The organism is Algicola sagamiensis DSM 14643, assembly GCF_000374485.1.
In the GTDB taxonomy this organism is placed as follows: Bacteria; Pseudomonadota; Gammaproteobacteria; order Enterobacterales; family Alteromonadaceae; genus Algicola; species Algicola sagamiensis.
In genome coordinates, this window is record NZ_KB894491.1 from 331,590 (window position 1) to 358,144 (window position 26,555).

The following is a 26,555-nucleotide window of genomic DNA, read 5'->3' on the forward strand; positions in this document are numbered from 1 at the left end:
CGATAAAATCTTACACTTATATTACATTATTGCTCAAAATAAACGGTGACTTTCTCGATATGCCCACTATCATCAGAAAGTACGATTTGTTGAACGCCTGTGTGCCCTGGCTGTAGGTAAAAAGGCTGCTCGCCTTGGGTTGTTGAGCGATACTTCCCGTTCACATACCAGTGAAAATCTCCAGAGCCACCAAATCCATGCATGGCAATTTTAGGAAAGTCATCTTGTCCTGGTGGGCGCCGATATCGTTCTCCTTCCTCAATCCCAAATATTTTGATGCCGCGTATTGCGCCCGATTTGTTTTGGCATTTCAAAGACCACTCTGGCAACAACTGTGCTCGACGAAAACGGCTGGGAAGCCAAGGTTCCAATCGTTGTGGCCACAATGCGGCGGTATGACTCTCAACGTCTCCATGAGTACAGGATAAGTTCACTCGTCGCTTTGTCTGTTTATCCTGGATAAAAGCAGTCAGCAAAGCAGCATCATGTTCCGCCTCAAAACGATGATACGTTGGTGGCACATTCCCATCGAATATCCATGCATCATGGCTCTGCTGGCACCATTGGGGCTTGTTCATCGAGGCAAGCGTGCCTAGTGGCCAACAAATCGATTGACGCTTCACGCTTTTGGGTGCTTCTGGTAATGCTCCGTCAAACTGATCTAAAAATTCTGCAATACTTCTCAGTAACGGTGTTGCTGTGTTCCGGCCATAATATCCCGGCATTGGGGAGCCATCTGGTCGCCCAACCCAAACCCCAATTGTGTATTCTGGTCCAACACCCACTGCCCATGCATCACGGAACCCATAGCTGGTACCAGTTTTCCAGCCGAAGCTTCTTCGATGAGCAGAAAGACGTCCACTCAGTAGACTTGCTGACTGAGATGCGCCTGTCAGAATTTTTCGAATGATCCAGGCACTCCCAGCCGACATAAAAGGTCGTTCTACCATCGGTTCTTCAGGTGTAAAGCGAAGCGCAAGTGCTTTTCCATCATGCGTGAATGCGGTATAAGTTTGCACCAAGTCTTCTAGTGACGTACCAACACCACCTAAAATCATCGCTAAACTGGGTTTTGCAAAGGGCGGAAAATGGAGTTGCATCCCAGCTTGTTGTAGTCTGGCAGCAAAAAACTTCGGCCCAAGGCGCTCCAACGCATCAACCGCCGGGACATTCAGCGAACGCTGTAGTGCAGCCGCCATCGTCACTGGCCCTTGAAACTTCCCTTCAAAGTTATCTGGCTGGTACGCTTGACCAACTCTGGGGACATCAGCCAGTAAAGAATGGGAGTGGAGCAGTCCTTCTTCCAGCGCCAAACCATACAAAAAAGGCTTCAGCGTTGAGCCAGGGGAACGACTGGCTTGAACCATATCAATGTGACCAAATCTTGTGATATTCCCATAATCAGCACTCCCGAGATAGGCACGTACAGCACCGGTTTGATTCTCTACCACCAGTACTGCCGCAGAACTATATTTTGGGAGCTTTTGCACATAACCTTTACTGTAAGATGCTATCTGGCGTTGTAAATCCCCGTCGATGGTTGTCTGAATTACAGGCTGATTCGGATATTGGCGCTTTAATCGTTCACTCAGTAAATTTGCTGTTTGTGAAAACATGCCAGTAAATACAAAGATTGGCTCTTGCTTCGCAGGCGTGACTTCATCCTGCGACCAGACCTGGAAACGCTGTAATCGGGCCAACACTTTATTCCGCGCTTTTTCTGCTCTATCTGGATAACGATCTGGTCGTAGGCGACTCGGTGCTTGAGGTAGAACGGCCAATAATGCGGCTTCTGCATGGGTCAATTGTTTCGCGCTCTTACCAAAATAATGGTAACTTGCGGCTTGCACGCCTTCCCGTGTGCCACCAAATGGCGCATGGTTCAGATAGAGTTCTAAAATCTCGGTTTTTGATAAATGCCACTCCAGTTGAAGCGCCCGTAAAATCTGTTTGAATTTTCCACCATAACTCCTTGGATAGGGATAGAGCATTCTGGCAACCTGCATAGTGATCGTCGAACCGCCCGAAATCACGGTTTGATTACGAATGTTCTGCCATGTTGCGCGGGCTAAGGAAAGTGGATTCACACCAGGGTGATACCAAAACCAGCGGTCTTCATACGTCAGTAATGCCTGAATGTACAATGGTGATACATCTTGTATGGAAACCTGATAGCGCCATACACCCTGCGTATCTGCAAATGCGCGCATCGGCCTCTGATGTTGATCCGTGACGACTTGTGCAAAACGTTTATTCTCAGCGTGTATTGGGAAAATCAGGTCGATTCCCTTCAGTCCCAATATGAAACAAAGGCACAATAAAATGAAACGGCGACCTGGAAGTCGCCGCCAATATTGTTGTAATTGTTCTAATTTAATCGTCACTGGTTTCTACTGTCATCGTGTCGAGATACTTACCAATTGCGTGACGAGCTGGACGGTACATATCCTCAATGAATGGTGGTGGTACCTGATAAACACCAGGTGTCACTGCTCGCATCACGTAAAACAGCATTCTCGAAGAATTTTTGTTCAGGTGAATCGCAGCCACATACCGATCATCGCGGTACTCTTGGTGCTTGATATCTTGAGGTGACATCCAGTCTTTCGGCAAGCGATCAGCAAACTTCACTTGCTCAATTTTGACAGAATGAACAAGATTCGGGTTCTCCAATTCAAAACCAGCTGGCAATAAGTCAACCACCAGCGCATCTGGCGCACGATGTTCTGATTCTACTTTCAAACCAACAACGACAATGTCCCCAGATTTGACTTTTTGCACATCAATTTGATTACCCTTCTGATCGAAGTACGAACGCTCAACCTGGAAGGCATGACGAACTGGTGTTGGTCTTTTCTTCGTGTAACCCTGCCAAGTGATTTTACCGTAAAGACCTTCTGTTCCCTGATTCTTCAGCACAATTGCATCCGTAAAATCACCCGAAAACCAAGTACGTCGATAGTCTGTTTGTGTGATTGACTTCTGTGGTTCATTCCCAAGTTGGACACCTAATGTCATCGCTTTGCCTGAAAGCTTATCCATCGCAATTCCAGCTAAGAACATCGCTTGACGTTCCTGCGTACTAAACCATTGCTCTCCTTCCAATGCTGTCGCTAATTCTTTCGCAAGGGCAAGCACCTGCTCCTTTTGGACTTGGTGTTTCTCAAGTAAATAAATCATGTGACCGTAATCACGGATATTTGAACCATAATCACCCAAATAACCTGGCTGACGTTTTACCTGTGTCAACCCTGCTTCGATCGCAGCAGCACCCTGCTTTGTGTCACCAGCAAGTAAAAGTGCTAGCCCTAAATGCAACTTAGCTAGGGAAGATTTCGCATCTTTCATCTTATGCATATAAAGCACACGTAAACTGCTCAAGCTTGCTTGATTCATTCTTGCCAGGATATAACCTGCGTAAGCTTTGTAAGCAAAGCGATAATGCGGCTTATCCTCTGAGTAACGTTCACCAATCATCCCGCCAGGCTCATGGACATATGCTTTTAGGCGTTTTACCCCTTTTTCTATCATTCCTTCAGGCACTATTGCGCCCTTATCTCTTGCCGTTAGCAGAAAGTCCATGACATAGGCAGTTAACCAGTGTTCTTCTGGTGATTCGGAACTCCATAACCCAAAGCTACCGTTACTCTTTTGCATCGTGCTGACACGATTGATACCAGCCTGGATCCCTTTCACTCTTACATCCTCAGGCATACTGTTCAGATGCATCCTCTGTTGTATCGATTGAGTTGCAAAAAGAAGTGGGAATGCGCCGCTCGTCGTTTGCTCCAAACAACCGTAAGGATAACGAAGCAGGCCATCCAAATGGTCTTCCAAATTCAACGGTACCCGACTCGATGCAGTGATTTGAACATTCAGGGTTTCTGGATAGAAAGATTGCCTATCTGCTTCAAGCCATGAAAGCGAAGCACCTGTTTCCAACGCAGCAGTCTTCTGTTTGGTTGTAATTGGGTATGCTGGCCTTGCGCCAATCGTCCATACGCGACCGAAATCTTCGATCCCATCACCAGCAACCTGGACTTCAATCGTCCCTTTTCCTGTCATGGCTTTACCAAGCAACTTTTCCCTCAATGTTGTTTTCTCTTTTGGAGAAAGCACAACCTCATGGATAACGGCAGGGAGACCATCAGATTCCTGCACAGTCGCATTCGTCATCTCTACGGCATCAAGTCCGCGCATGACCACTGTGAGATTTTGCGCGGCTTCTGTGTTATTCACGACATCAAGTGCAATAGTTGTCTGGTCATTTTTCGCAATAAAACGTGGCATCGCCAACTGGGTAATAATTGGCGCACTGATCGTCACATCTTTCTCAGCAGCGCCATAACGACTTTTTGAAAAAGCGACAGCCATCAGCCGAACGCGACCATTAAAGTCTGGTAGCTCGAAGGAAACACTCGCTTGTTTGTTTTCTACTGTTGTCAGTCCGGAAAATAAGCTAACAATCTGTACATCTGTTTCCGGTAGGACCTGCTGAGCACCCAGATCGGCATCACCACCAAATCGAAGCTTCGCTTTATTCGCAAGACTTGCCTCGATCACCTTGTTATAAATATCCTTACTCATCGGTGTATAACGGCGCTTCCCAAAGAAGTATTCAACCGGATCAGGTGTCTTAAAGTTGGTAATATTCAATGCACCCACATCCACAGCGGCCAATGTGACATGAACTTTTTCGCCAGGTTTCTCTTCACCATTCACATTGATATTCACCGTGAGTGTTTTGTTCGGCGACATTTTGTCTGGTGCATCGAGTGCCACAGTGAGTTTTCTGTTTTCTCGATTCAGCGGTAAGTGGATCAAACCAAAGCTTCGCTTCGCTAACGCTTTTTCCTCACTTGCCATCGGCTTCAACACAACCGCACTGACAAATAAATCATGACGGCTCCAATCTGCACCAACTGGGATCTCTAGATCTTTGCCTTCTTTCGAAAGATTGAAGCGCTTCATCCATAATGGCTTTTCTGCGCTTTCGACCATAATCAAGGCTTCTCCCGCGTACGGTGGTTTGATATGAACGGTCGCCACATCTCCCGCATTGTAACTCCCTTTGTTGAGTGCCATGACCACACGGTCCGGACGAGCGCCCCCAGGTTTGCGGGCCGCCACCCATTCTTCATACCAATTGTAACCTGCGTAGAAAGGATAAACTGTTGTTGCTTGGTCTGTTTCCAGCTTTATCCAATAGGAACCATAAGAGACGGGTACTTTTACTTTTGTTGGTTCATCCGCACTTAGCGAAATCGTTTGGACGGATTCAACAATATCACTTTCATCAAACTCATAATGCCAGCCTTCTTCGTTGTTAAAGACCCAAAAGTAATTTCGATCTTTTTGAATCAGCGTGACTTTCACATTGTCATGGTGTTGTAGCTGCCCATCTAAATCCGATAGTAACACCTCAAATGTCGCATCATTTTCATATATTTGTTCGTTATCCGTAAATGTTGGGCGGACACCAATCATCGGATGATTCGGCACAGCTAAATACTTGGACATACGCGTGACAGGGCGGCTACCAGTTTCAAATAAACTCACAATGGCATGAATCGATAAAGCCGTTTTTGATTGCCCATGCCACTGAGAGGGCAGCTCAATTGTCGCAGCGCCTTTATCATCCAAGTTTTGCTTGCCATGACTAATCAGTTGTCTTAATGACGTATTCGTTTTATCACCGAAAATAAAGTCTTTCCATGTAGGGATTGGTTCATAGTTTGGTCGAACGCTTACTTGGGTCGTCAGTTTATTCCCCGCAGCAGGCGCACCGTATAGGTAATCACCTTGCACTTTGATGCGGATTGTTTCATCGAGACCATAACTCAACTTTTTGCTTTCATCACTGAGTGTCAAGCTCATTCGCTCAGGCAGAAATTCTTCAATTTTAAACGGATATTCATGTTGAAAACCGGATGGCCCTTGTATTACATATCGCCAATCACCTGTCTTTTCTGCTCTTGGGATCGTAAAAGAATCCTGAAAATATCCCGATGCCTGAGGCTGGATTTTTGTAGTCATCAACTCCGTTCCATCTGGACGAACAACTGTCGCGCTCAGTGTGGATGCTTGTTGAAACACACCATCATGATCACGCATTAGCGCACTGATAGTGACCACCTCGCCTGGGCGATACAAATCTCTGGGTGAATAAAGAAAGATTTCTGTTGGTCGTTGAGGTCGAGTTCCGAGATCAAATGCAGACAGATCAAGCGCAGGCAAACGATACTGTAAAACACTGAGTTGCTCATCCCTGTGCGCGTAGATATAAGCAATTTTACCCTTTTCCTGATCGGTCAGTTGAAATGTTGCGACACCTTCTTGATTCGATGATTGTGTCTTGAAAACCTCACCATTTTGCTCTCGAAGCGTCACTTCAATCCCTTTTTGAGCCTCACCGGATTCGACAGAAGACAGATGAACATCCAGTCGATTATGATAGACCCGCGCATGCACACCAAAATCTGACACCGTAAACCAGGTCCGTTTCATATATTTCTCATCATACTTCCCTGGGCGGTACATCAATGCATAATAAACTGCGGGCTTTTGCAGTTCAGAGATATCTTGCAAGTCAATACTTTGCTGAGTTTGCTTGTTTTTTTGTGCTTCAAGCGAATAACGGCCAGAATAAACCAGTTCACCAAACTTCTCCGCCAAACGCGGGAACCAGTAACTGTAGTTTCTGTCACTATATTCTCTGAAGAATTGGTTGACTTTTTCTGATGGGATCCGGAAGAAGTCAATTTGAACTTTATCAATATTGACTGTTGTAATGGGTAAACCTTTACTAACATTTGGCACAAAAAGCGAACCATCAGAGGAGAATGACACAGATGGCGGTAACGCTCTTGTTGTGATCCGCTTGTCAAACGACTTATCTAATCGCGAACCATTTGCTGCTTGTAGCCCTTCGAGTACCGTCACTACATAGGGCTGACTCGGCTCTACATAGGGGAACCAGATTGTCTTCTTTCGTTCACCGATGATCCACGCGCCATCAACGGAAGTATTGTTTCCATCTTTGATAGAAAGATATTGTTCCCACTGAGTATTGGTATCCAGTGGTTGTGAAAATCGCACCGAGAGCATATTTTGCCCTGTTCGGTGTCTTTCAGAAATATCGAGGACTTGAAGTGCATTGACTTCAGCATTCGCAAAGGCCTGGCTGCTGATCCAAAAAAGCAAGACCGCAAACCAGCGAGATAAGTTGATTTGATACATCTTTGTACTTCTTCTTTATGAGATACCCGAGTAGAGTTAGCTTAATAGCTTAGCAAATTTAAATTAACAAAACATGAATATCGTTAAAATTCCTCAGATTCATCATCTCCTTCAAAACGCTTCATTTCTGGTAAGTATTTTCTTCCTGAAGTGACATCTTTAATAATTTGTTCGTAAGTCCCATCGCTTTTTAATTTTTTTAGACCTCGGTTGAACGTTTTAATCAGCCGCTCTCCATCTGGGTGCTTTCTTGAAATCACTAAGCGCCACTTCGCCCGACCACGGATCATTTTCGGATGAAAAGTTACCTTAGCGATCTCTACGCCTGTAAAGAAGGCATTGAGGGTATAGAAAGCGACATATCGATTTGCAATCACCACATCAACATGACCCCGCAATAACCGCTTAAAACTTCCCCTTAATGTACTTGTCCGCCGAATATTCGCCATGCGCTTCTTTTCGAGCTTATCAAAGGCTTCACCATAATAATGAGTTTCAACCGCACCAATCTTTTTGCCTTTCAAGTCGCCCATATCACGCCAAGCAAACTTATTTTTTTCCAAATGAAAAAAGTGCTCCGAAGATTCAATGACGGGTTCAGAGAATAAAACAAGTTTTGCCCTATCATCGCTTTTCGACCAAACCAAAGAGCCGTCCGCATTCCCACTGGCAACTTGATCAAACGCACTTTGCCAAGGAAGAAAAGCAAATTTTACATCGACACCTTCTTTCGCAAATGCCAGCTTCACAATATGTGTCGCCCCACCCATATGCGGTAGTTGTCTTCCCGTGAATGGCGGCCATTCACCGTTCGTCAATTGAAGTTTCTCAGCAGAGACAACCCATGACATCAAACAGATCAGCAGTGAAAAGAGTTTAGTTTTCATAGCCCAAGCATTTTCGTCAACCGTGGTACATATTATAGACCTTGGTACATATTTCTCACTTGACAAAGAAAATTTCCGCAAGTAAAAATTCGAGAATGTCCCGAAAAAATTATGACAGGCGCAGATTTGAAAATACTCTTTATTACTGATTCTCTGGGACTTCCGCGGTTAGATCCAGAACCTATCCTTGCTGAAGAGACTTGGATTGTTCAAGTTGAACAACAAATACGCAACATGTTCGATACGCACATTCAATTCTATTTTTACTGCGTTTCTGGGCTGCAATCAGATACTGTTGCAATTGCGAGTCAAGGCATATTAAAAGCCTACCAGCCTGATCTCGTCGTTGTGCAGCAAGGAATTGTCGATTGCTACCCACGTGCGCTGAAGAAAAATGAAGTATCAATTCTGTCCCGCCTGCCCCTTCTTGGAAAACTGAGCAAATGGTTCGTCAAAAAGTGGTACAAAGAGATTGTACAATCCAGAGATATCACTTATGTCTCATTGCCATTATTTGAACAAAGCTGGTACAAGGTGAAATCTCAGCTCGATGTACCATTTATTGTGGTTCCAATTGCACCAGCCTGCCCCGCGTATGTCCAAAAAAATCCTCGGATTGCGGAAAATATCCAGCAATACAATCAAGTGCTTGCACAAATATTTGGGGATGGTTTCTTATCGCATGCCTTTGATAGTGTTGATGCGGATCAGTTATTCTTATCGGACAACCATCATTTGTCTAAGTTCGGGAATCAGGTTCTCTCACAAGCAATGGAAAAGGCTATTGTGGGTCGGATAAAAGAAAAAGGGATTGGATAAAAAAGTGCATTCCTCTTCGAACCGACTCACTGAGCCAGTCTCAACAGAAAAAGAATACATGTTGATGAGGACCTGTTGATCTTTCAAAAATCCACACTGTTACCGAGAAAGATCAACAGACCGTCGTATGAGTAGAGAGGAGTTTTACTTGTTTAAATCAAAGTAAAATGACTCGCTTTGAGAGGATGCCTGGCTGGAAACCATCATTCGTTTCCCTTGTTCATCAACCCAGATCGATTGTCCAAAGCCATTGGCTTCTTCAGCATTATTCATCGCACTAGCAGGTAATGCCGAATGGTAATACCAATCGTTAGTTTGCTTGAAGAAGAAGTAAACTTCACCTTTTACAGCAGCGTTACCTTCATTGGCTTGGCCAGGTGCAGTCACAGCAAGTGCTGACCCATTGGCATAGAGTGCAAATTGATAACCAAACTTCGCATCTTTTGATAACTTAAATGTATCGGTCGCTTTCATTGTTATGGAAGTCTCTTTCTTCCACTTTTTATCATCGAATTTAGAAAAAACAAGGATCTTCCCGTTTTCGCTTGCATCTGAAACGTAAATCACTTTTCCATCTTGTTGCAGTTCGATGTTTTGCCCTTTGATGTATTGATGTGTGCTGCCAAGGTCAAATGAATAACCGGAGGCAGTGATTTCTAATTTTTGACCATCAATTGATTTATTTTGTGCACCTAAAACAATGTTACAAGGGCCATTAGAGGTGGAAGCACTCGTGCTGCTTGATGATGAACTGCTACTATTGCCAATTTTATAATCCCATTCATACATCGTGATCCCGCACTCAGCGTGGTATGCAACAGTTTTCCCATCAGCGCTGATATCAAGATCTCCAGCTTCGTTTGAAACACCAAATCGGACAACCTCTTCCCATTGGCCATTTTGCTGAATAAATCCAGCGAGACCATCTTGATGCGCTGCAAATAAAATTTTGCCGTCATCACTCAAGGCGAGACGTTGACCAAAATGCGACTTTTCTTTCGCTTGAGAAAAAACAAGTTTTTGCTTTTGTGTGAGACTGCCATTTTTGATTTCAAAAACACGGACCTGCCCTGCTTCTTTGACCACTCCTTCATCTGATGCATGATCAGACACAAACGCAAGCGTCCCTTCTTTATTCATCACAATATTTCGGCCAAACTGTGTTGTTTCACCAGCAACTGTGTCCTGCTCCGTTGTAAAACCGTTTGTTAACTTCACGGATGCTTTTCCATTCTCAACATATGCAACCAACGTTGCTTGATTATCTTGTTGAGTTGCTTGTGCAGCTGTAAAACCAAGTGACTGAATATCAGTAACATTCTTGCTCAATAATGTGCTGAGTGTGGAGACATTGTCAGACCATTGGAGATCATTTTTAATCTCGATAATATCTTCTATTTTTTGTTTATCCGTTTCACCTTGTATCAGGAAAGACTCGAAAGATTTCGTGGCCAAAGTGACAGGTAACTGATATTTTTTATCTTTAATATTCGCCACAATCAGTGTTTTTAATCCATTTGGGCTAATACCGATAACCCGATAATACGGGTAATCTTTATCAGACTTCCAAGTGAGTATGTTCTGAGTTTGTGCACCTGCCGTCGGGGCTTCTGCTACAGGAGACTGATTCTTTGAATCTGAGTTAGAACCGCCGCAAGCCACAAGCGACAAACAGATCACAGGGATTGCGGTAACCATCATTGATTTTCTCTTCATCGGAAGTACCTCTTTATCATTTGGATGAATTTCAATGATGGTCAGTCTAAATACTTAACCTGAACGAAAAATGAATAAAATTAACATTTATTAAACATTTGCAAACTATTGACATTTCTTCACATTTTATTCTGCAATCCGCTGCACTATATCAACCCCAATGCCGTTGGGATCCAAAATCGCAAAATGCCGATCGCCCCATGGCTCATCTTTTAGCGGTTGTTGGATTGGGATATCCAATGCTTGTATCCGTTGATAATCTGTGGTTGCATCTGCAACCTCGAATGTCAGCCAGGCACCTTGGTGATAAGGTTGTTGGAACATCGGGTGTTGCGACGCTTGCCCAGGTAACATAAATCCAAGCTCACTTTTTCCACAAGACAACAAAAGAAACCAGTCGCTTTCATAAATAACCTCACATTCAAACACTGATTGATAAAATTCTTTCGACGCAGCCAGCTGTTCTGTAATAAACCCACACCAAAGTTTCATATTGATTTCCTCGAATTAAACAATATGAATCCAGTGTGTATGCTTTTATCTCGAAAAGATTGTAAAAATACGACAGATATTAGCGTTTACCGCAACTCTCTAAAATCTTTTGGTGGACGGCCACTGAGTCTTTTAAAGTCTCTGATCATATGACTTTGATCGGTATAACCCATAGCGTATGCAATTTCTGCTAAAGGAATATATGGTTGTTGCGAAATGAGTTTGAGCGCTTTTTGAAAGCGATCAATCACCCGAAACTGACTTGGTGATAACCCGATCATGTCTGTGAACGTTCGCTCAAACTGACGGGCACTTTTTCCATACACTGCCGCGATATCTGGGATCGACATGTGCCCTGATTGTATAAACGGCATGACTTCATCCATCACATGAAGTACTGGCGGGTGTTTTTCGAGATGTTTGAGTAAAACCCTGTCAATATGTTCTAACTCCCCAGCCTCAATCAATACGGATTGGTGAGAGCGAAACAAACTGGTAGAAATGTCAGAATGAGCATCTGTGAGTGCTTTCGCTGATATCGAAAGAAAGTGGCGGTATTGCCCCGGACGAAACCGGATCCCAATATAACAATTATCTGACATCAGCTGGATTTTCGTACTTCGCGTCGTTGTCCCGTATATCCAGGTATTCGATGCCCAAGGAGAAGCATGGTAGACAATATCAATCGCCCCATCCGGCAGTGCATCAAATTGTATGCACTCAGAGCCAAAAGAGAGCCAGTAACAATCAACGAAAGGTCTCAAGATTGGGGTTGGTTGATATTGAAAATAGCCTTTTTGCATTACCGACAACATCTCAATCCGAGGGCCGACAACGGCCCGTTTTGGATCATTTTAACGGATTTCCGTCATGAAGGAGAGTCTGATACAAGTTCTCCTTGTGGATAGGCTTGTAACGCCTCAACAAGTTGAGCCTGGATTTGGCCAGTCAAAAAGTGATAGAACATCAGCCAATCACCGAAGAAACTATAGATCGGGTAGTCGAAAGTGGCCGGTTTATTTTTTTCGAACAGTCCATGCCCCAGCCATGCAAATCCATAGCCCATGACAGGCATCAATAATAAATACGCCCAAGCGTTCATGTATAATGCTACACCAAAGCAACACCAGCACAAAACCACACCAATATAATGAAATGCACGACATGTGGGATCAGCATGTTGTGATAGGTAGTATGGGTAAAATGCTCGGAAGGATGTAAAAGTTTTCATTTGCGCGTCTCCTTTGCCTTAATCATGAGTACGCCTTGAATGGTGCCAACGGAGATCTCTGTTTTTTCTACAAAGTCATTCTGCTTAAAAAATGCCTGATGCTTTTTATCTGTGACATAAACTGCAACCCCATCAGATTGTCCATCCTCAGAAACCAGCGAATCAATCGCTCGTAATAAATAATGACCAAGCCCATGCTGTTGATGTTGCGGATGCACAGCGATAAAAGACAGATAGTGCCCATGAAAATCCGATATTGCCTGCTGGATCTTATTTTCTTTTTCAATCATCTGTTTTGTTGAAAAATATCCTGACGACATCATCATTTTCAAACGCCAATGCCAATATCTTGCAGTGGGTAGCTCTCCATCCGGTTTTGTCACACAAGCAACTGCAAGCAAATGTTCCCCGGAAAATATACCAAACATCGGTTGATGCCCTTTCCAAAATGCATTCAACTCTTCACGTATCAAGTGGCGTAAACGGTCATCGTACCCTGACTTTTGATGCTTCAATACGTCCATAAAAACAGGATCATCATGATAAGCCAAGTACAACAACGATGATGCAAGTTTCATATCCTCCCCAGTCAGGTAAACTGCTTTGACGCCTTCACTCTGCGCCATCATTTCTGTGACATCAGTCATACACTTCCCCTTCGTCATTTTTTCTTTTAGGCTGCTCATGATTGCGGGCTTTGGCGCACATCAGATAGACCATACTTAGAGTATGGTTATTTTTAACAGATGAAAAATAAAACAACAATCAGAAGAAATACTATAATTTGACCAGTTCTATAAAATTAATGCAAAGGTGTGATTTATGGATACATCTGCTCATAATATGACAACACTATTTACGCAGCTAGGTTTACCAAGTGATGATGCGAGTATTGATCAATTTATTGCAAGCCATTCGCTGCGTAAGGAACAGGCGATTGATGAAGCCAGTTTTTGGACATCATCTCAAGCCTGCTTTATCCGAGAATCTCTGACCGAAGACGCGGATTGGGCTGAGATCATCGATCAATTAGACACGATGCTTCGGAAATAAATCGCTTCAAGGCTAAGTGTGGATGAGCGTTCATCCACGCTGTCACATCAGCTGCGTCTATAAAGTCAGTGCTGAAGCGCCCCAGCCAATGAGTTTTCCTTCTTCAAATACAAGTGGTGTGCATTCATCCTTTGAAGTGTGGCCATCTGATTTTGTGCGTTGCGTACGATACATCAGCACTTTGTATTGTTTTTGATTTTTGACATACATATCAGTGAAGTCAGGTGTCCCCATCAACATCATAATATTTTGGTAGTCATGGCCAAGTTTCAAACCTGAAATAATTTGGCGATTCTTTTCTTCCTGTGCGCTTGAAGTTGTTGATGTATACCCATCACAATCTCCCCCTTTGTAAGAAATACAACCTGTTAAGAGAGAAGAGCATGCCAGACTTAAGATAACCATTTTATTCATTTTTGATTTCCTCTATTTGAATACGTCAGTATGAATGTCAGCGAAAGCAAGACTCTTGCCAAATTAAAAAGTACTGATACTTCAATAGATTAGCATGTTCCCTCTCTAGAACATATACATAAATAACTTATAAAATGGTGAAAATATTAATTTTTTAGTAAAAAAAACCACTGACCGAAGTCAGTGGTGAAAGCAATGAAGGGGAAAAAGAGCCGCTTTCGAATTGTTACAAGTGCTTTTAGAGTGTAATTAATTCACTGGCAATCCAAGAATGTCCAAAGAAACCAGACGTAAGACATAACCAATCTTAATGAAAGCGGGAAGTACAATAAGACTCATATGTGCGACCAGCTGCTCAGCAAGCGTCAGTTTTTCAGGATAGCCGTAGGCTAACACTGCTGCGACTAAACAAATTAAGCAAAATAGAAACATTGTGATATGTGCAGTTTTCAGTAATGTAATCGCTTTCATCGTCTTTACCTCTTAAGTTGCATTTTAGATGCAAGATTTAAGTTGTATTCTACATGCATATTTAAAAGTGTCAACACTTTTCGGTTTATTTTTAATCAGAAAAGAACCATATAAAGCATAAAGTCTTATAATACAAACTGTTAACTAATTTGATTTTGGTGAAAAGATTTATATTAACAAAATTGTATCAATTTGATTTTATTTACTTTATAATTCGTCCAAATTTTAGACAGCGTGAAGATGTTTGTTAGTTTCTAAGTTGGAGTGTCTATGAGTTCATCCCAAAGTGTATATGCAGCCCCTGAAGCTTCTGTTCTTTCTCAAGTTTCCCCTGTTGGCGTCGCTATCAAACCAAGCTTTTTTGGTTTTAGTGGGCGATTGAATCGGATCCGTTTTTTCCTTTTTGGGATGGCTTACTTATTTCTCTTCGCCGCTGTAATGGTTCCTGTGATAGCACTATTCAGCACGAGTACACAAGATCCATCAGGCCCAGCTATTGCGATTTTTATTGTGCTTTATATTGCATTCGTAATTGGCTACTTCTCACTGTGTATTCGACGTTGCCACGATCTAGGTCACTCAGGTTGGATGTCACTATTGCTGATCATTCCAGTTCTCGGTACCTTCTTTTATTTCTACTTAATGTTGGCAAAAGGACAAAGAAATGAGAATGATTGGGGACAGCCACCAACACCAAGCCCCACTTGGCAAAAAGTGATCACATGGGTATTTGCACTACTCACGATTGCATATCTCAGCTTTGGTATTGTCATTCTTTTGTCAAATTAGAGTTCGTTTAGAGGCAGGAGCAATCGCTCCTGCCTCTTTAGCAATACCCTTAGAAATCACTTGGTAAAACCGAGTGTTCGGTAATTTGAAATCCTGCTGATCAAATGGAATATCCAAACTAGCTCCACCTTATTGCCATCAACGTCGCTTGCTGTGTTTTGCTGTTTATCGTTGAACCAAGCTAAACCAATTACCAGAGTTGTCTATACCCATGGCTTCAATACCATAAAGTTGCTCTGTCGGTGGCTGGATAAATTCCACACCTTTAGCCACAAGCTCTTCATAGGTTTTTCGGCAATTTTCGGTTTCGAAAACACCCGCACCAAACGCGCCATCTTCGATTAAGCTTCGCACTTTTTCAGCAGAATCTTTGGTAAACATTGGTCCCTCTTTTGGTTCTGCCAATACCAGTTGAAGCTGTGATTTAGATTTCGGATATACAGTGAGCCACCGAAAACCGCCTTCCACTTCCATGTCATCACCAACTTCGAAACCAAGCTTATTTTTGTAAAAATCAAGAGCTTCGTCCTGATTAAGGACATAGATTGTTGCATGCACTATGGATGTGATCATCGATATATTCCCTATTGTTCGTTGATTTTTATTTTATACAATCATCAAAATAATTTTTTCTAATATTGCTCAACTCGCCAATTTTCCAAAATACTATACACACAACTTGCAAGGTAAACCGTACAGATCAGTAAACAACTGATTCGATTTTCAGGTCATCATGAGCTGACATAAAATGAAGCAAGGTGATACATAAACACATTGCTATACCATTTTTTGAAATTGACGCGGACAATGACTCAAGCATTGTTAAGGTTGTATCGGATGTTAGAATTTTGCGCTCATATCATCAATGAAGAGAAAAATTGGCGCCCCCAGTAGGAGTCGAACCTACGGCCTCACCCTTAGGAGGGGTGCGCTCTATCCAGCTGAGCTATGAGGGCATAAAGCTCATATTATCAGAGTGTTAGATTTTTAAAAAATATTATTTTATGATGCGTTTTAGTCCCCTTCATTCTTAATACATACTTTTTATTCCCACCCGAATTGTTCAATCGGTCAAATGGCTGTGTTTGATCACGAAAATATTCATTGCACACCAACAAAAAAAGCTGTATGGAATTTGATCAATCTTTTTTGTGAATGCAAATGAAGTGAAAAGTATGACGTTTGATGAAACAGAAGTGGTGCATTGAACACCACAAGGTCAGGCTGGATTTATTTCACTGCAGAAAACAAAGCAACACAGCCAACAACTTGAATATTGACTTGCTTGAACTGAGACTCTAGTGCAGTGCGTAACCCTTGCAGATCATCTCGTGTGTTATCAAAAATTCCTTTTTGGTTATACACCTGCATGAGTCGTTTTCCGATAAGATTATGCTGCACACCAACCCCCAAAATTGTACTACCAAAAATCACACCACCTGGATTCATAACTTCTTTCAAGTGAGCAAACATGACACCTTTCTCAGAGAACCCCCCAGGCACACAATGCAGTAAATAATTGATACTTACAGAATCAAATCTAGGACAGTCTAAATCAAGTGGCTCCAGAACATTTCGTCGATAGACTTCTGGTGAGAAATCTGCGATGGCTGCCGCAGCTGACTCAAGACTATTTTCATTCAAATCGACAAGTCCGACTCTACGTTCTGTTTGCGTCAGGCAGTTCTTCAAATAGTACCCAGTGCCTACTCCAACATCGAGATGGTTGTTCGTCACATTTTTTTCAAATTCATGTCGGATGAGCTTTGTAGGACACTTCCAAAAGAAAGTATTCGAGATACCCAAAACCCATACATCATAAACAGAAAGAACACTTTTGGAATAAACGGCTTGGCCTGCTATCGCAGCATTATCATCATTCATACTTTGACCCACAATATTTGAAAACTACCAAAGAAAAGATTAGAGATAGTAATACGACTATTCATTTCATGAAAACAGACCAGCAACTGAAATAATATCGTCCCTTATTCTCAATTTGGTAATTATCTTGAATGCGGTCGCTTCAAGTCTGCATTTTCTTCTAACTTCTCTATCACATTTCTGCAAGAACGATATGCCTCTTTGTCCCGCGCCTCTATTTCAGGGATCCAGCCTGTATATAATCACCTCAATTGCACACAAAGCTTGATTCACTGTATGTCCTGATAATGAAATAGGTGGCTAAGAGGTCTCGATTTATGCGACCAGTCCATGAAATGACAGCGCTTTCCCCAAGCGTTTTATGTCTAGAATGAGGTGATCAAATGGAGGTTCTGAAATTCCTTTAAAACCCTGTGTAAAACTGTTTACAAGAAGAAAAGTGCACTAATCAAGTAGAGGTGTGGTCAATCTCCCTGATACTTAAAGCGCGCGTTCAGCCCAGGATTGAGTGAGACATGAATATAACTTCACTTGCTTGTCGGCAAGAAAAAAGCCAGACTCAAGAGTCTGGCTTTTTAAAATGCGAAATAATAATTACTTCAAGACATCCGCTAGTGCATCTGCAAAATAGTCGATATTTTGACGACTCACCCCTGCAACATTGACGCGAGAAGAGCCAACAATATAGATACTGTAATCATCTCTTAAGCGAGCGATTTGTTCTTTGTTAATACCAAGGAATGAGAACATACCATATTGTTGTTGAATAAAGCCGAAGTCTTGTGCAACATTACGGTCACTGATTTTGCTCACCATTAGCTCACGCAGACCATTGATGCGGTTGCGCATTTCAGCCAGTTCGTCATGCCACATTTTTGTGAGCTCATCACTACCAAGAATGATATCGACGATCGCTGCACCATGTGCTGGTGGCATACTGTAGATACCCCGAACAACGGTTAGGAGCAGGCTACGTGCATTGTCTTTGTGCGCTGTATTTTTCGCAACAACGGTACATCCGCCCGTTCTTTCACGGTACAAACCAAAGTTTTTCGAGCAAGAGCTACAAATGATCACTTCATCAAGCTGATCAGCAAGCAAGCGAATACCATAGGCATCTTCCTCAAGCCCTTCACCAAAACCAAGGTAGGCAGTATCAATGAGTGGCACGGCTTGTTTTTCTTTGAGTAGTTCAGCAACCTTTTGCCATTGTTCTTTTGTTAAATCCATACCTGTTGGGTTATGGCAGCATGCATGAAGCAGAACAACGTCACCTGATTTCACTTGCATCAACGCTTGCATCATCTCTTCAAAGCGCAGTGATTTTGCAGCTTGATCGTAGTATGGATATTCACGAATACTTAAGTGTGCCGCTTCAAACAGAGCATAGTGATTTGCCCAAGTTGGATCACAGACCCAAATGGTCGCTTCCGGGTTACAACGCTTGATAAACTCAGCAGCAACACGTAACGCACCTGTCCCACCTGGTGCTTGCGCAGTGACAACACGATCCTGTTCGATCACTTGATGTTGTGCACCAAATAATAATGCCTCGATTTTTGCATTAAAACCAAGATCACCAGCCAGTCCAATATACGTCTTCGTGTCTTCTGTCTTTAAACGGTGTTCTTCTGCTTTTTTGACCGCATCTAAGACTTTTGTATGTCCGGCTTCGTCTTTATAGACGCCCACGCCTAAGTCGATTTTATTTGGATGCGTATCTTCTTTATAGGCTTGCATCAGGCTTAAGATCGGATCAAGCGGGAGTGGTTTTAATTCTGAGAACATAAGTGGAACAACCTCCAATTTTGCGCGTTTTCCCTTTCGGGTTAGATCATTGTTTTGGCAAGTATAATGGTGCTACACAACACAGTGCGACACACATCGATAGTATTTCCTTGTTGAAGAAATCACAAGAAAAAGCTTCGGCGTCAATTATACCAACTATTTCTCTATTCGTACTGAATAAAGGCAGACAAATTTCAGATTTAACCTTTGGATCACAAGTGTAATAACCCCCACCTTCTTTGAGATAAGCCTCGACGTTTTGGATCACTTTTGCTTTGCCGGATAATCCCACTTGGGTATTGTTGCTGATTTGCGCAAATTCATCATTGAGCGGGAAAACAGGGCGGCTTGGTGCACCATGATAAGCGAGTTTCAAAAGATGGTTTTCTTGTAATGCTGAACGAGCTTGATAAATGCCGAGCCAATCTATACTTGATGCCTCGACACAGACATCAATCAACGTTTTAAGTTGAGCAATATATAGCGCTGACTCTTGATTGAAATCGTTCAGAGCTTCATCCAAACGAAATGGTTTATCTTCTAACTCACCAAATAAAGAACAACTCCCACCTTCTCCCAGTTTAGGGATTTTATAGGTAAAAATTGTGTCTTCTGGATAAGTGCGGGTAGGTTCCTCTTGCAGCCGCTCAATCCAGAATTGAATTCTGGATACATCAATGTGTTCAAGTGGGATCCCGGCTTGTTCTATATAATCTTTCACTGGAAGCATAAACATCTAGCCATCTAAATACCTATAATAGATGGCATCATAACAACTCCAATTTAGATCCGCTAATCTTTTTTACTAGAGAACTCGGGCCAGTCTCGAAAAACATCACGCATCCGTCGACTTCGGATCATGTAGACAGCCAACCAAAAGTTCAGGAGAAGTAATACGGCCGTTATCCACTCAAATAACCATTGGTTCATGGATGCCTGTAATAGGATCCCGACAGTATCAGCCACGCAGCCAAGTAAGAGCAAGAGCTTGCCGCGTTTCCAAACCCAAGCACTAAAGTCCCGACCGTTTTCTGTTCGTCTTGCAAGTGCAATACACAATGTGGTGGCTGGAATTGCAATTAAAGCTTGAAAGATAAAGCTGGTTGAATCTGGATAAGTAAACCCAAGAAAAAAAGCACGATCGTCTGGAAAAGTAATAGAAACGACTGCAATAAGGATGGCTCGTAGCTGAATCGCCACAAGCAACCAGAAGCCGAATGTCGGCTTTAGCACATGATATCGATCGAAATCTTTCGGTTCGTAGATAATATTTTGGCTCATTTTATAAGTTCTTCTTGCCAATTTTTAAGAAACAAGGGTGATCCATATCACCCTTATATCGCGCATTATAAGTGTAAAGGTTTTGTCATGAAAATCATGTATGAGATTCAAATAATGCTATCAGTTGTTCCTCGGTCATGACTTCAACCCCGAGATCTTGCGCTTTCGTCAGTTTGGAACCCGCTTTTTCGCCTGCGACTAAAAAGTCTGTTTTTGCAGACACACTGCCAGAAACTTTCGCACCAAGCTCTTGTAGTTTTGCTTTTGCATCATTACGTCCCATGGTCGATAAAGTACCTGTCAGGACAAAGCTTTTTCCCGCTAACGGTTGCTCATCCGCCTGCTTTTCTTCAATTGCTGGCCAGTGAAGCCCAGCATCTAAAAGCGCCTGAACCACTTCAAGGTTGTGTGTTTGACGCATAAAGTAGTAGATATGCTTCGCAACAATCTCTCCAACATCTGGCACTTTCTGCAATTGCTCCGTACTTGCCTGCTTTAGCGCTTCCAGCGTTTTAAAATATTGTGCTAAGTTTCTTGCTGTTGCTTCTCCGACTTCTCGGATCCCAAGTGCATAGAGAAATCGTGCAAATGTGGTTCCTTTTGCAATTTTTAATGCATCAATGAGGTTTTGCGCAGATTTCAGTCCCATTCTTTCTAACTGAGCTACCGAAGACACGCTCAAATGAAATAAATCCGCTGGGGTTTGGATCAGCTCTGCATCCACCAACTGCTCGACTAATTTGTCGCCCAAACCATCAATATCAAGTGCTTTTCTTGATGCGAAATGCTTGATTGCTTCTTTGCGCTGCGCACCACAATATAAACCTGCTGTGCAACGTGCGACCGCCTCACCTTCCAATCGCTCAACACCCGACTCACAAACAGGACATTGATTTGGAAACTCAATCGGATGAACACGGCTTTCATCACGACGTGTTGGCACAACAGAGACGACTTGTGGGATAACATCCCCTGCACGGCGAATGATCACATAATCGCCTTCCATGACACCCAAACGATCGATTTCATCTTGATTGTGCAAAGTCGCGTTGCTCACTGTCACACCACCGACAAGCACAGGCTCCAAACGGGCAACTGGGGTAATGGCACCCGTTCGACCGACTTGGAACTCCACTTGATGCAGCTGCGTGATCTCTTCTTGTGCTGGAAACTTAAATGCAATCGCCCAGCGTGGTGCACGCGATACAAAACCGAGCTGTTCTTGTTGTACTAGGTCATCGACCTTGATCACAACACCATCAATTTCATAATCAAGTGCATCCCGCTTTTCTAAAATGCTCTGGTAATAAGTAAGTGCAGCCGAAACCCCTTCAACCTGTCTGGATTCTGGACAGATCGGCAGCCCCCAATCCATCAACTGATTCAGTGATGCACAGTGTGAATGCGCTAATTGATTGGGGATCTTCAGTCCTTCTTTTAAACCAATGGAGTAGGCATAGAACTTGAGCGGACGTTTTGCTGTGATTTTCGAATCTAATTGGCGTAGACTTCCAGCTGCAGCGTTACGTGGATTCGCAAAGATTTTTTCACCCTTAGCCTTCGCTGCATCATTCATCGCATCGAAGCCTTCTTTTGGCATAAAAACTTCACCACGGACTTCTAACACTGTAGGAATGTTTTCACCGACTAACTGCAAAGGCACATTTTTGATGGTTTTAACATTCAGAGTAATATCCTCCCCGGTCGTGCCATCGCCACGAGTCGCAGCTCTTTCCAGCACACCATTTCGATAGAGTATGCTCACCGCCAAACCATCGAGTTTTGGCTCACAATTAAATGTGAATGTCTTACTTGTTTTTAATCGATCTTGAAGTCGCTTATGAAACGCTTCGAATTCATCTTGATCAAATGCATTATCCAATGACAGCATCGGCACTTCATGGGTGATCTGAGAAAAGGCACTCAGCGGCGCACCACCCACTTTATTCGTTGGAGAGTCCGATGTTTTCAAGGAAGGATTTTCCGCTTCCAATTCCAAAAGCTCCCGCATGAGGCGGTCATATTCAGCATCTGGGATTGAAGGTTCATCTTTGACGTAATACAAGACATTATGCAGGTGAATTTCCTGACGAAGTGACGCGATGCGTTGTTCAATATCTGTCGACATAATTCCTACTCAAACAAAAAGCCCCCCGAACTGGGGGGCTTTTAAGCGATTAACGTTACGTTTTAATTTTTAATGAGTTGCTGGCGTTCAAACTCTCTGATTTTTTCTACATAATAGCGAACCGTTTGCATCGTCAGCTGATTATGGTGAGAGTCCATAATGGTTCCGCCAAATTCTTCTGCTAGCTTCTTCGCTGCATTGTGCATGAGGTTGAAGTTTTTGAGCGCATCTCCAGCGCAAGGAAGCGTCATAAATAAGCTTAACCCACGTGTTTTAAATTGTTCCATATTGTCCACATCAAACACACCTGGATTAAAAGCATTGGCAAGACTGAATAATACAGGACCATTCCCTGCACTATCTTCGTGACGATGGAATATCTCCATCTCTCCGAATTTTAGACCCAACGTCAGTAAAGAAGGTAGTAAGCCAGCGCCCGCGATGGTTTCACCTTTTGGCATGATCACATTGAGGATGATCACTTCTTCCGGGTTCGGTGCATCAGCATCATTATCCTGAAAATTTCGATCTGATGATTGTGAGTCGACTGATCCAAAACTTGGCTCTTGGCGCTCTGTTGTCTCAGGTTGGTTGCGCGGTGATACGCTCGGCTGTGTTTCTCGCTTTAGCCCTTCTTGCTTCACTGTGCTTGGTGGTATCACCGTACCCACATCATCTCCAGCAGACGCTGCGGATTGAATCGGTGAGTGACTTCTTTGTCGACTCTGATTGTTTTTTCGGACTGTCCACCAACCATGGAGGAAAAAGCCTCCAATTGCACATGTCCCCAAAATAATAAGTACAAGTCTCAACTCTTCTGCCATGAGAGAACCTTTTTTCAAATATTTTCTGTTTTGCTCCTGCGTCTGAGCAAACGCTAGGATGCTTCTGCCAACTCGACTGCTTGTTGGACATCCACAGACACCATTCTTGATACGCCGGGTTCATGCATTGTCACCCCGCATAGGTGTGTGGCCATCTCCATTGCAATTTTATTATGACTAATATAAATAAATTGTACGGTATTCGACATCTCCTGGACTAGATTGCAGAATCGTCCGACATTCGCATCATCCAGCGGTGCATCGACTTCATCTAGTAAACAGAATGGTGCCGGGTTGAGCTGAAAAATCGCGAACACCAATGATAAAGCGGTTAAAGCTTTTTCGCCACCAGAAAGTAACTGGATTGAACTGTTTTTCTTTCCAGGCGGTTGCGCCATAATCGTGACTCCAGCTTCAAGCAAATCTGAATCTGTTAACGCTAAGTAGGCTTGCCCACCACCAAATACCTTCGGAAACAAGTGCTGAAGATCCCCATTCACTTTATCAAATGTTTCCTTGAAACGAGCACGTGACTCTTTATCAATTTTGCGAATTGCATTTTCCAATACATCCAAAGCTGAAGACAAATCAGTATGCTGCTCATCTAAAAATGCCTTTCTCTGTGAATGCGCTTTGTAATCCTCAATCGCTGCCAGATTAATTGGGCCAAGTGCTTCAACTTGCGCAGTAACCTGATCCAACTTAGCCTTCCAGCGGGCCTCACTTGCACCATCTGGTAAAGACTGGCGCACTGGCTCCAGATTTTGCACCTGATCGCCTAGGCGTAGTTTCGCATTCTCTGCATTGACACGATGGCGTTCTCGCTCCAAGCGTTTTGACTCAATCCATTGCCGAAGGTTCTGTATGTTTTCATAACGATCCTGATCTTTTTGCTGAAGTTGCGCTAGATTTGACTCCAGCAAATTCAGTTGTTGCTTCTTCTCGGTCATTTGGCTCTCAAGCTTCAGGCGTGACTCCACCATGATCGAAAGCACCTCATCCTGATTGTCATCTGGCTGGTTCAATGCCTTTCGCTCTATCTCTAAGCCATCTCGTTGATTGCGCATTGCAATACGTTGCTGAGTCAACTGTTCTGTTTTTTCTGCAAGATGCCTAGCTTGCGTTTTCAACCCTTCGATATGCAAAATCGCTTTGTGCAAATGTTGTTTTACTTGCTCATTTTGTTCACGTAATCGTCGCTGTTGCGCAGCCTTTTGTTCTTTCGCCTCATACAACTCTGCCATCGTTGCTTTTTGCTGAGTAAACTTTTCTTCCAATACACTCACTTGATTTTCACACGTTTCGAGCGCTTTCAGCTCGTCCGTTTGTCGCTGTTGGGCTCTTTCAAATTCTGCTTGATATCGTGAATGTTGTTGAGTCGCTTTCTCCTGCTGCTGGCAGTAAAGTTGATACTCTGCACGAATCGTAGCTAACTGTGTTTTGAGTGCTGAAACTTCCTGCGTTCGTGCTTCGTACAACTGCTGTTCTTGTTTCAGCTCAAGAATAAGTTGATTTAGATTGGTTTCGATATCATGTTGCTGTTTTGTCAGTGCGAGTCTTTCTTCATCCAGCACTTTTTTTCGCCGAACTTGATGCAGCAGCCCGGACTCTGAGTTGCTTCCCCGGACCAACCAGTTCTTCCCTACCCATTCACCTGTTTTTACAAGCACTGAGTGGGTGTCGGGATTGCTCAAACTATCTTGTGCTTCTTGTTGCGTCTCTACCGCTTCAATGTACTGCCATAAAGCTGGATATTGCCCAGAAATGATTTTAGAAAGGAGACGATTTGAAGATCCTGGCGACTCACTTGGAAAAATAAGCTGGCAACTCATATCAGGTAGCTGCGCAGGCTTCTCTGATAACACCAACGCTTTTGCAAAAGGCTGCATCAATGTCTCGAATGCTTGCTCCCACCCAGACGCAACAACTAGCTGCTCGCAAAATGCCGTTGCCGAGAGTCCAGAGTCCTTCAACCACTGTTGAAATTGCGCATCTTGCGTGGTTTTCTCTTCAATAATTTTCTGGAGGGCAAGGAGCTCTGCCGTGACTTGATGACGCTGCTCTTTCGTGTCATCCAGTTGTTGCTGGAATGCCTGAGTTGAGACTTCCAGATCAGCCTGTTTGTTTTTGTGATCAATCAACTGCTGTGTTTGCACTTCGATTGTTTCTTTGAGCGATTCTATTTTTTGTGGATAAGCTTGAAATGACGTATCACCATCTGTTGAAATCTGCACTAAGTCCAGGCCTAACTGCTCCAACTGTTGCTGTGTCCGCTCAAGTAATGCTTGGTGTCGATTCGCTTCGGCACGTGTATGCGCGTGCTCTTTTTCATATTGTGTGAATAATTGCCGAGCTTGTTCGTATTGCTCAGCGGCTTCCAGATGCACACTTTCATTTTCTGCCAGCATCGCTTCCGTCTCAGCGACAGTCTCTCGCTTTTCATCCAATTGAGGCTGCCCAACTCGCAGTTGTTGGTCAACTCCTCTCTGTGAGTCCTTGAGTTGCTTTTCTTGCTGATTGAGTTCTGCTAGTTGCTGGGTGAGTGAATCTAGGCTTTCATTTAAGTGTTGTGTTCTTTCTCGAGTATGTTGGGAAACTTGCTCCCACCGCGCAACATCATTGCCAAGTTGATAAAACTGTTCCTGTTGTTGTTGTAAAAGATACTGCAACTCACTTTTCTGTTCCTTCAAAACAAGTCGCTGAGCTTCATCCTGAAGACGCTCATCTTCCCAATGTAGGCGCTGTTGTTCTTTTTCTTTCAGTTGTTCGTCCAGCCGCTGCGCTTGGCGAGAAAATTTATCCCAAGCCATCACGGATAATTCAAGCTTAAGTTGTCTTTCAGTGGCTTTAAGTGTGGTGTACTCCTGTGCTGACTCACACTGGCTTTCGAGCTTTTCAACTTGCTGATTCAGTTCTTCTCGAACATCCATCAAGCGATCCAGGTTATCTCTTGTATGGCGGATACGGTTCTCCGTCTCACGACGTCTTTCCTTGTACTTTGAAATACCAGCAGCTTCTTCGATGAAACTTCTCAGCTCTTGAGGCTTTGATTCAATGAGACGCGAAATCATGCCCTGCTCGATGATTGCATAACTTCTTGGCCCAAGACCGGTTCCCAGAAAAATATCCGTGATATCTCTGCGACGACACGCACTCCCATTTAAGAAATAAGTTGACTGTCCTTCACGCGTCACAACACGTCGGATTGAGATTTCCGATCGATCAGCCAGTGTACCACTCAATTGCCCTTCGATTTGATCAAATCGAAGCTCTACACTCGCTTGAGAGACGGGCTTTCTCGTGGATGAGCCATTAAAAATGACATCAGTCATCGACTCGCCACGAAGCGTCTTGGCAGAACTCTCACCCAACACCCAACGGACCGCATCAATTACATTCGATTTTCCACAGCCATTTGGGCCGACGATCCCAGTCATTTGATCAGGAAAAGGGATCACAGTCGGATCGACGAAGGACTTAAAACCGGATAGTTTGATTTGTTTGAGTCTCATGGTGAACGATTGAAGTGGGCATTGATG

21 protein-coding genes and 1 tRNA gene are annotated in these 26,555 nt (G+C 43.4%); 3 read left to right on the plus strand and 19 right to left on the minus strand.

From position 1 onward, the window contains the following. Positions 1-26: 26 nt before the first annotated feature. The 3 genes from pbpC to C505_RS0101555 all read right to left on the minus strand — a co-directional run bounded on the left by pbpC (position 27) and on the right by C505_RS0101555 (position 8,126). A complete protein-coding gene (gene pbpC, locus C505_RS0101545) occupies positions 27-2,384 on the minus strand; it encodes a penicillin-binding protein 1C (RefSeq protein WP_026317653.1) in 2,358 nt (785 codons plus the stop codon). After that, entirely contained in the window at positions 2,374-7,239 is a 4,866-nt protein-coding gene (locus tag C505_RS21105) for an alpha-2-macroglobulin family protein (RefSeq protein WP_018690840.1), read from the minus strand. The genes pbpC and C505_RS21105 overlap by 11 nt, the downstream gene beginning before the upstream one ends. 83 nt (positions 7,240-7,322) lie before the next feature. Further along, on the minus strand, positions 7,323-8,126 hold the full coding sequence (locus C505_RS0101555) for a substrate-binding periplasmic protein (RefSeq protein ID WP_083938201.1): 804 nt from the start codon (positions 8,124-8,126) through the stop codon (positions 7,323-7,325). 111 nt (positions 8,127-8,237) lie between these two features. Between C505_RS0101555 and C505_RS0101560 the strand changes: the two genes are divergently transcribed. After that, positions 8,238-8,945, plus strand: coding sequence for a hypothetical protein (locus C505_RS0101560; protein WP_018690842.1), 708 nt, complete (start codon positions 8,238-8,240; stop codon positions 8,943-8,945). Positions 8,946-9,089: 144 nt separating this feature from the next. Here the strand turns inward: C505_RS0101560 and C505_RS0101565 are convergent, their stop codons facing one another. From C505_RS0101565 to C505_RS0101585, 5 genes are all read right to left on the minus strand, one after another. Further along, positions 9,090-10,661 (minus strand): hypothetical protein, encoded by a 1,572-nt coding sequence (locus C505_RS0101565; RefSeq protein ID WP_157368715.1) that lies wholly within the window; start codon positions 10,659-10,661, stop codon positions 9,090-9,092. A 126-nt stretch (positions 10,662-10,787) separates the two neighbouring features. Beyond that, positions 10,788-11,153, minus strand: coding sequence for a VOC family protein (locus C505_RS0101570; RefSeq protein ID WP_018690844.1), 366 nt, complete (start codon positions 11,151-11,153; stop codon positions 10,788-10,790). 86 nt (positions 11,154-11,239) lie between these two features. Then, positions 11,240-11,956 (minus strand): AraC family transcriptional regulator, encoded by a 717-nt coding sequence (locus tag C505_RS0101575; RefSeq protein WP_018690845.1) that lies wholly within the window; start codon positions 11,954-11,956, stop codon positions 11,240-11,242. A 65-nt stretch (positions 11,957-12,021) separates the two neighbouring features. Further along, a complete protein-coding gene (locus C505_RS0101580; RefSeq protein WP_018690846.1) occupies positions 12,022-12,384 on the minus strand; it encodes a DUF962 domain-containing protein in 363 nt (120 codons plus the stop codon). Next, positions 12,381-13,031 (minus strand): GNAT family N-acetyltransferase, encoded by a 651-nt coding sequence (locus C505_RS0101585; protein WP_018690847.1) that lies wholly within the window; start codon positions 13,029-13,031, stop codon positions 12,381-12,383. Before C505_RS0101585 ends, C505_RS0101580 begins: the two co-directional genes overlap by 4 nt. A 175-nt stretch (positions 13,032-13,206) precedes the next feature. On the opposite strand from C505_RS0101585, the gene C505_RS0101590 reads away from it, so the two are divergent. Next, positions 13,207-13,437: a DUF2789 domain-containing protein gene (locus tag C505_RS0101590; protein ID WP_018690848.1), complete on the plus strand. Its 231-nt coding sequence runs from the start codon at positions 13,207-13,209 to the stop codon at positions 13,435-13,437. Positions 13,438-13,494: 57 nt separating this feature from the next. Here the strand turns inward: C505_RS0101590 and C505_RS0101595 are convergent, their stop codons facing one another. Then, positions 13,495-13,851, minus strand: a complete 357-nt coding sequence (locus tag C505_RS0101595) for a DUF3192 domain-containing protein (protein WP_018690849.1) — start codon at positions 13,849-13,851, stop codon at positions 13,495-13,497. Positions 13,852-14,100: 249 nt separating this feature from the next. Next, the gene (locus C505_RS0101600; RefSeq protein ID WP_018690850.1) at positions 14,101-14,322 is read right to left on the minus strand and encodes a hypothetical protein; all 222 of its coding nucleotides are present in this window, start codon (positions 14,320-14,322) and stop codon (positions 14,101-14,103) included. Positions 14,323-14,592: 270 nt separating this feature from the next. Here C505_RS0101600 and C505_RS0101605 point away from each other — a divergent pair, with 270 nt between their 5' ends. Further along, complete coding sequence (locus tag C505_RS0101605) at positions 14,593-15,111, plus strand: DUF805 domain-containing protein (RefSeq protein ID WP_018690851.1); 519 nt, start codon at positions 14,593-14,595, stop codon at positions 15,109-15,111. A gap of 165 nt (positions 15,112-15,276) precedes the next feature. On the opposite strand, the gene C505_RS0101615 is transcribed toward C505_RS0101605, so the two are convergent. The 9 genes from C505_RS0101615 to C505_RS0101655 all read right to left on the minus strand — a co-directional run bounded on the left by C505_RS0101615 (position 15,277) and on the right by C505_RS0101655 (position 26,528). After that, positions 15,277-15,684: a VOC family protein gene (locus tag C505_RS0101615; protein ID WP_018690852.1), complete on the minus strand. Its 408-nt coding sequence runs from the start codon at positions 15,682-15,684 to the stop codon at positions 15,277-15,279. A 306-nt stretch (positions 15,685-15,990) separates the two neighbouring features. Next, positions 15,991-16,067 (minus strand) — tRNA-Arg (locus C505_RS0101620). Between the two features lie 274 nt (positions 16,068-16,341). After that, positions 16,342-16,995 carry a class I SAM-dependent methyltransferase gene (locus tag C505_RS0101625; protein WP_018690853.1) on the minus strand — a complete coding sequence of 218 codons (654 nt, stop codon included), beginning with the start codon at positions 16,993-16,995 and terminating at the stop codon, positions 16,342-16,344. Positions 16,996-17,589: 594 nt separating this feature from the next. Beyond that, positions 17,590-18,783: an amino acid aminotransferase gene (locus C505_RS0101630; RefSeq protein WP_018690854.1), complete on the minus strand. Its 1,194-nt coding sequence runs from the start codon at positions 18,781-18,783 to the stop codon at positions 17,590-17,592. Positions 18,784-18,829: 46 nt separating this feature from the next. Beyond that, complete coding sequence (locus C505_RS0101635) at positions 18,830-19,519, minus strand: GAF domain-containing protein (RefSeq protein ID WP_018690855.1); 690 nt, start codon at positions 19,517-19,519, stop codon at positions 18,830-18,832. A 56-nt stretch (positions 19,520-19,575) separates the two neighbouring features. Then, entirely contained in the window at positions 19,576-20,064 is a 489-nt protein-coding gene (locus C505_RS0101640; protein ID WP_018690856.1) for a DUF2919 family protein, read from the minus strand. A gap of 94 nt (positions 20,065-20,158) precedes the next feature. Next, the gene (gene ligA, locus C505_RS0101645; protein WP_018690857.1) at positions 20,159-22,192 is read right to left on the minus strand and encodes an NAD-dependent DNA ligase LigA; all 2,034 of its coding nucleotides are present in this window, start codon (positions 22,190-22,192) and stop codon (positions 20,159-20,161) included. 62 nt (positions 22,193-22,254) lie between these two features. Continuing rightward, positions 22,255-23,016 (minus strand): cell division protein ZipA, encoded by a 762-nt coding sequence (zipA, locus tag C505_RS0101650; protein ID WP_018690858.1) that lies wholly within the window; start codon positions 23,014-23,016, stop codon positions 22,255-22,257. A gap of 53 nt (positions 23,017-23,069) precedes the next feature. Then, positions 23,070-26,528: an AAA family ATPase gene (locus C505_RS0101655; protein WP_026317654.1), complete on the minus strand. Its 3,459-nt coding sequence runs from the start codon at positions 26,526-26,528 to the stop codon at positions 23,070-23,072. Positions 26,529-26,555 lie beyond the last annotated feature (27 nt).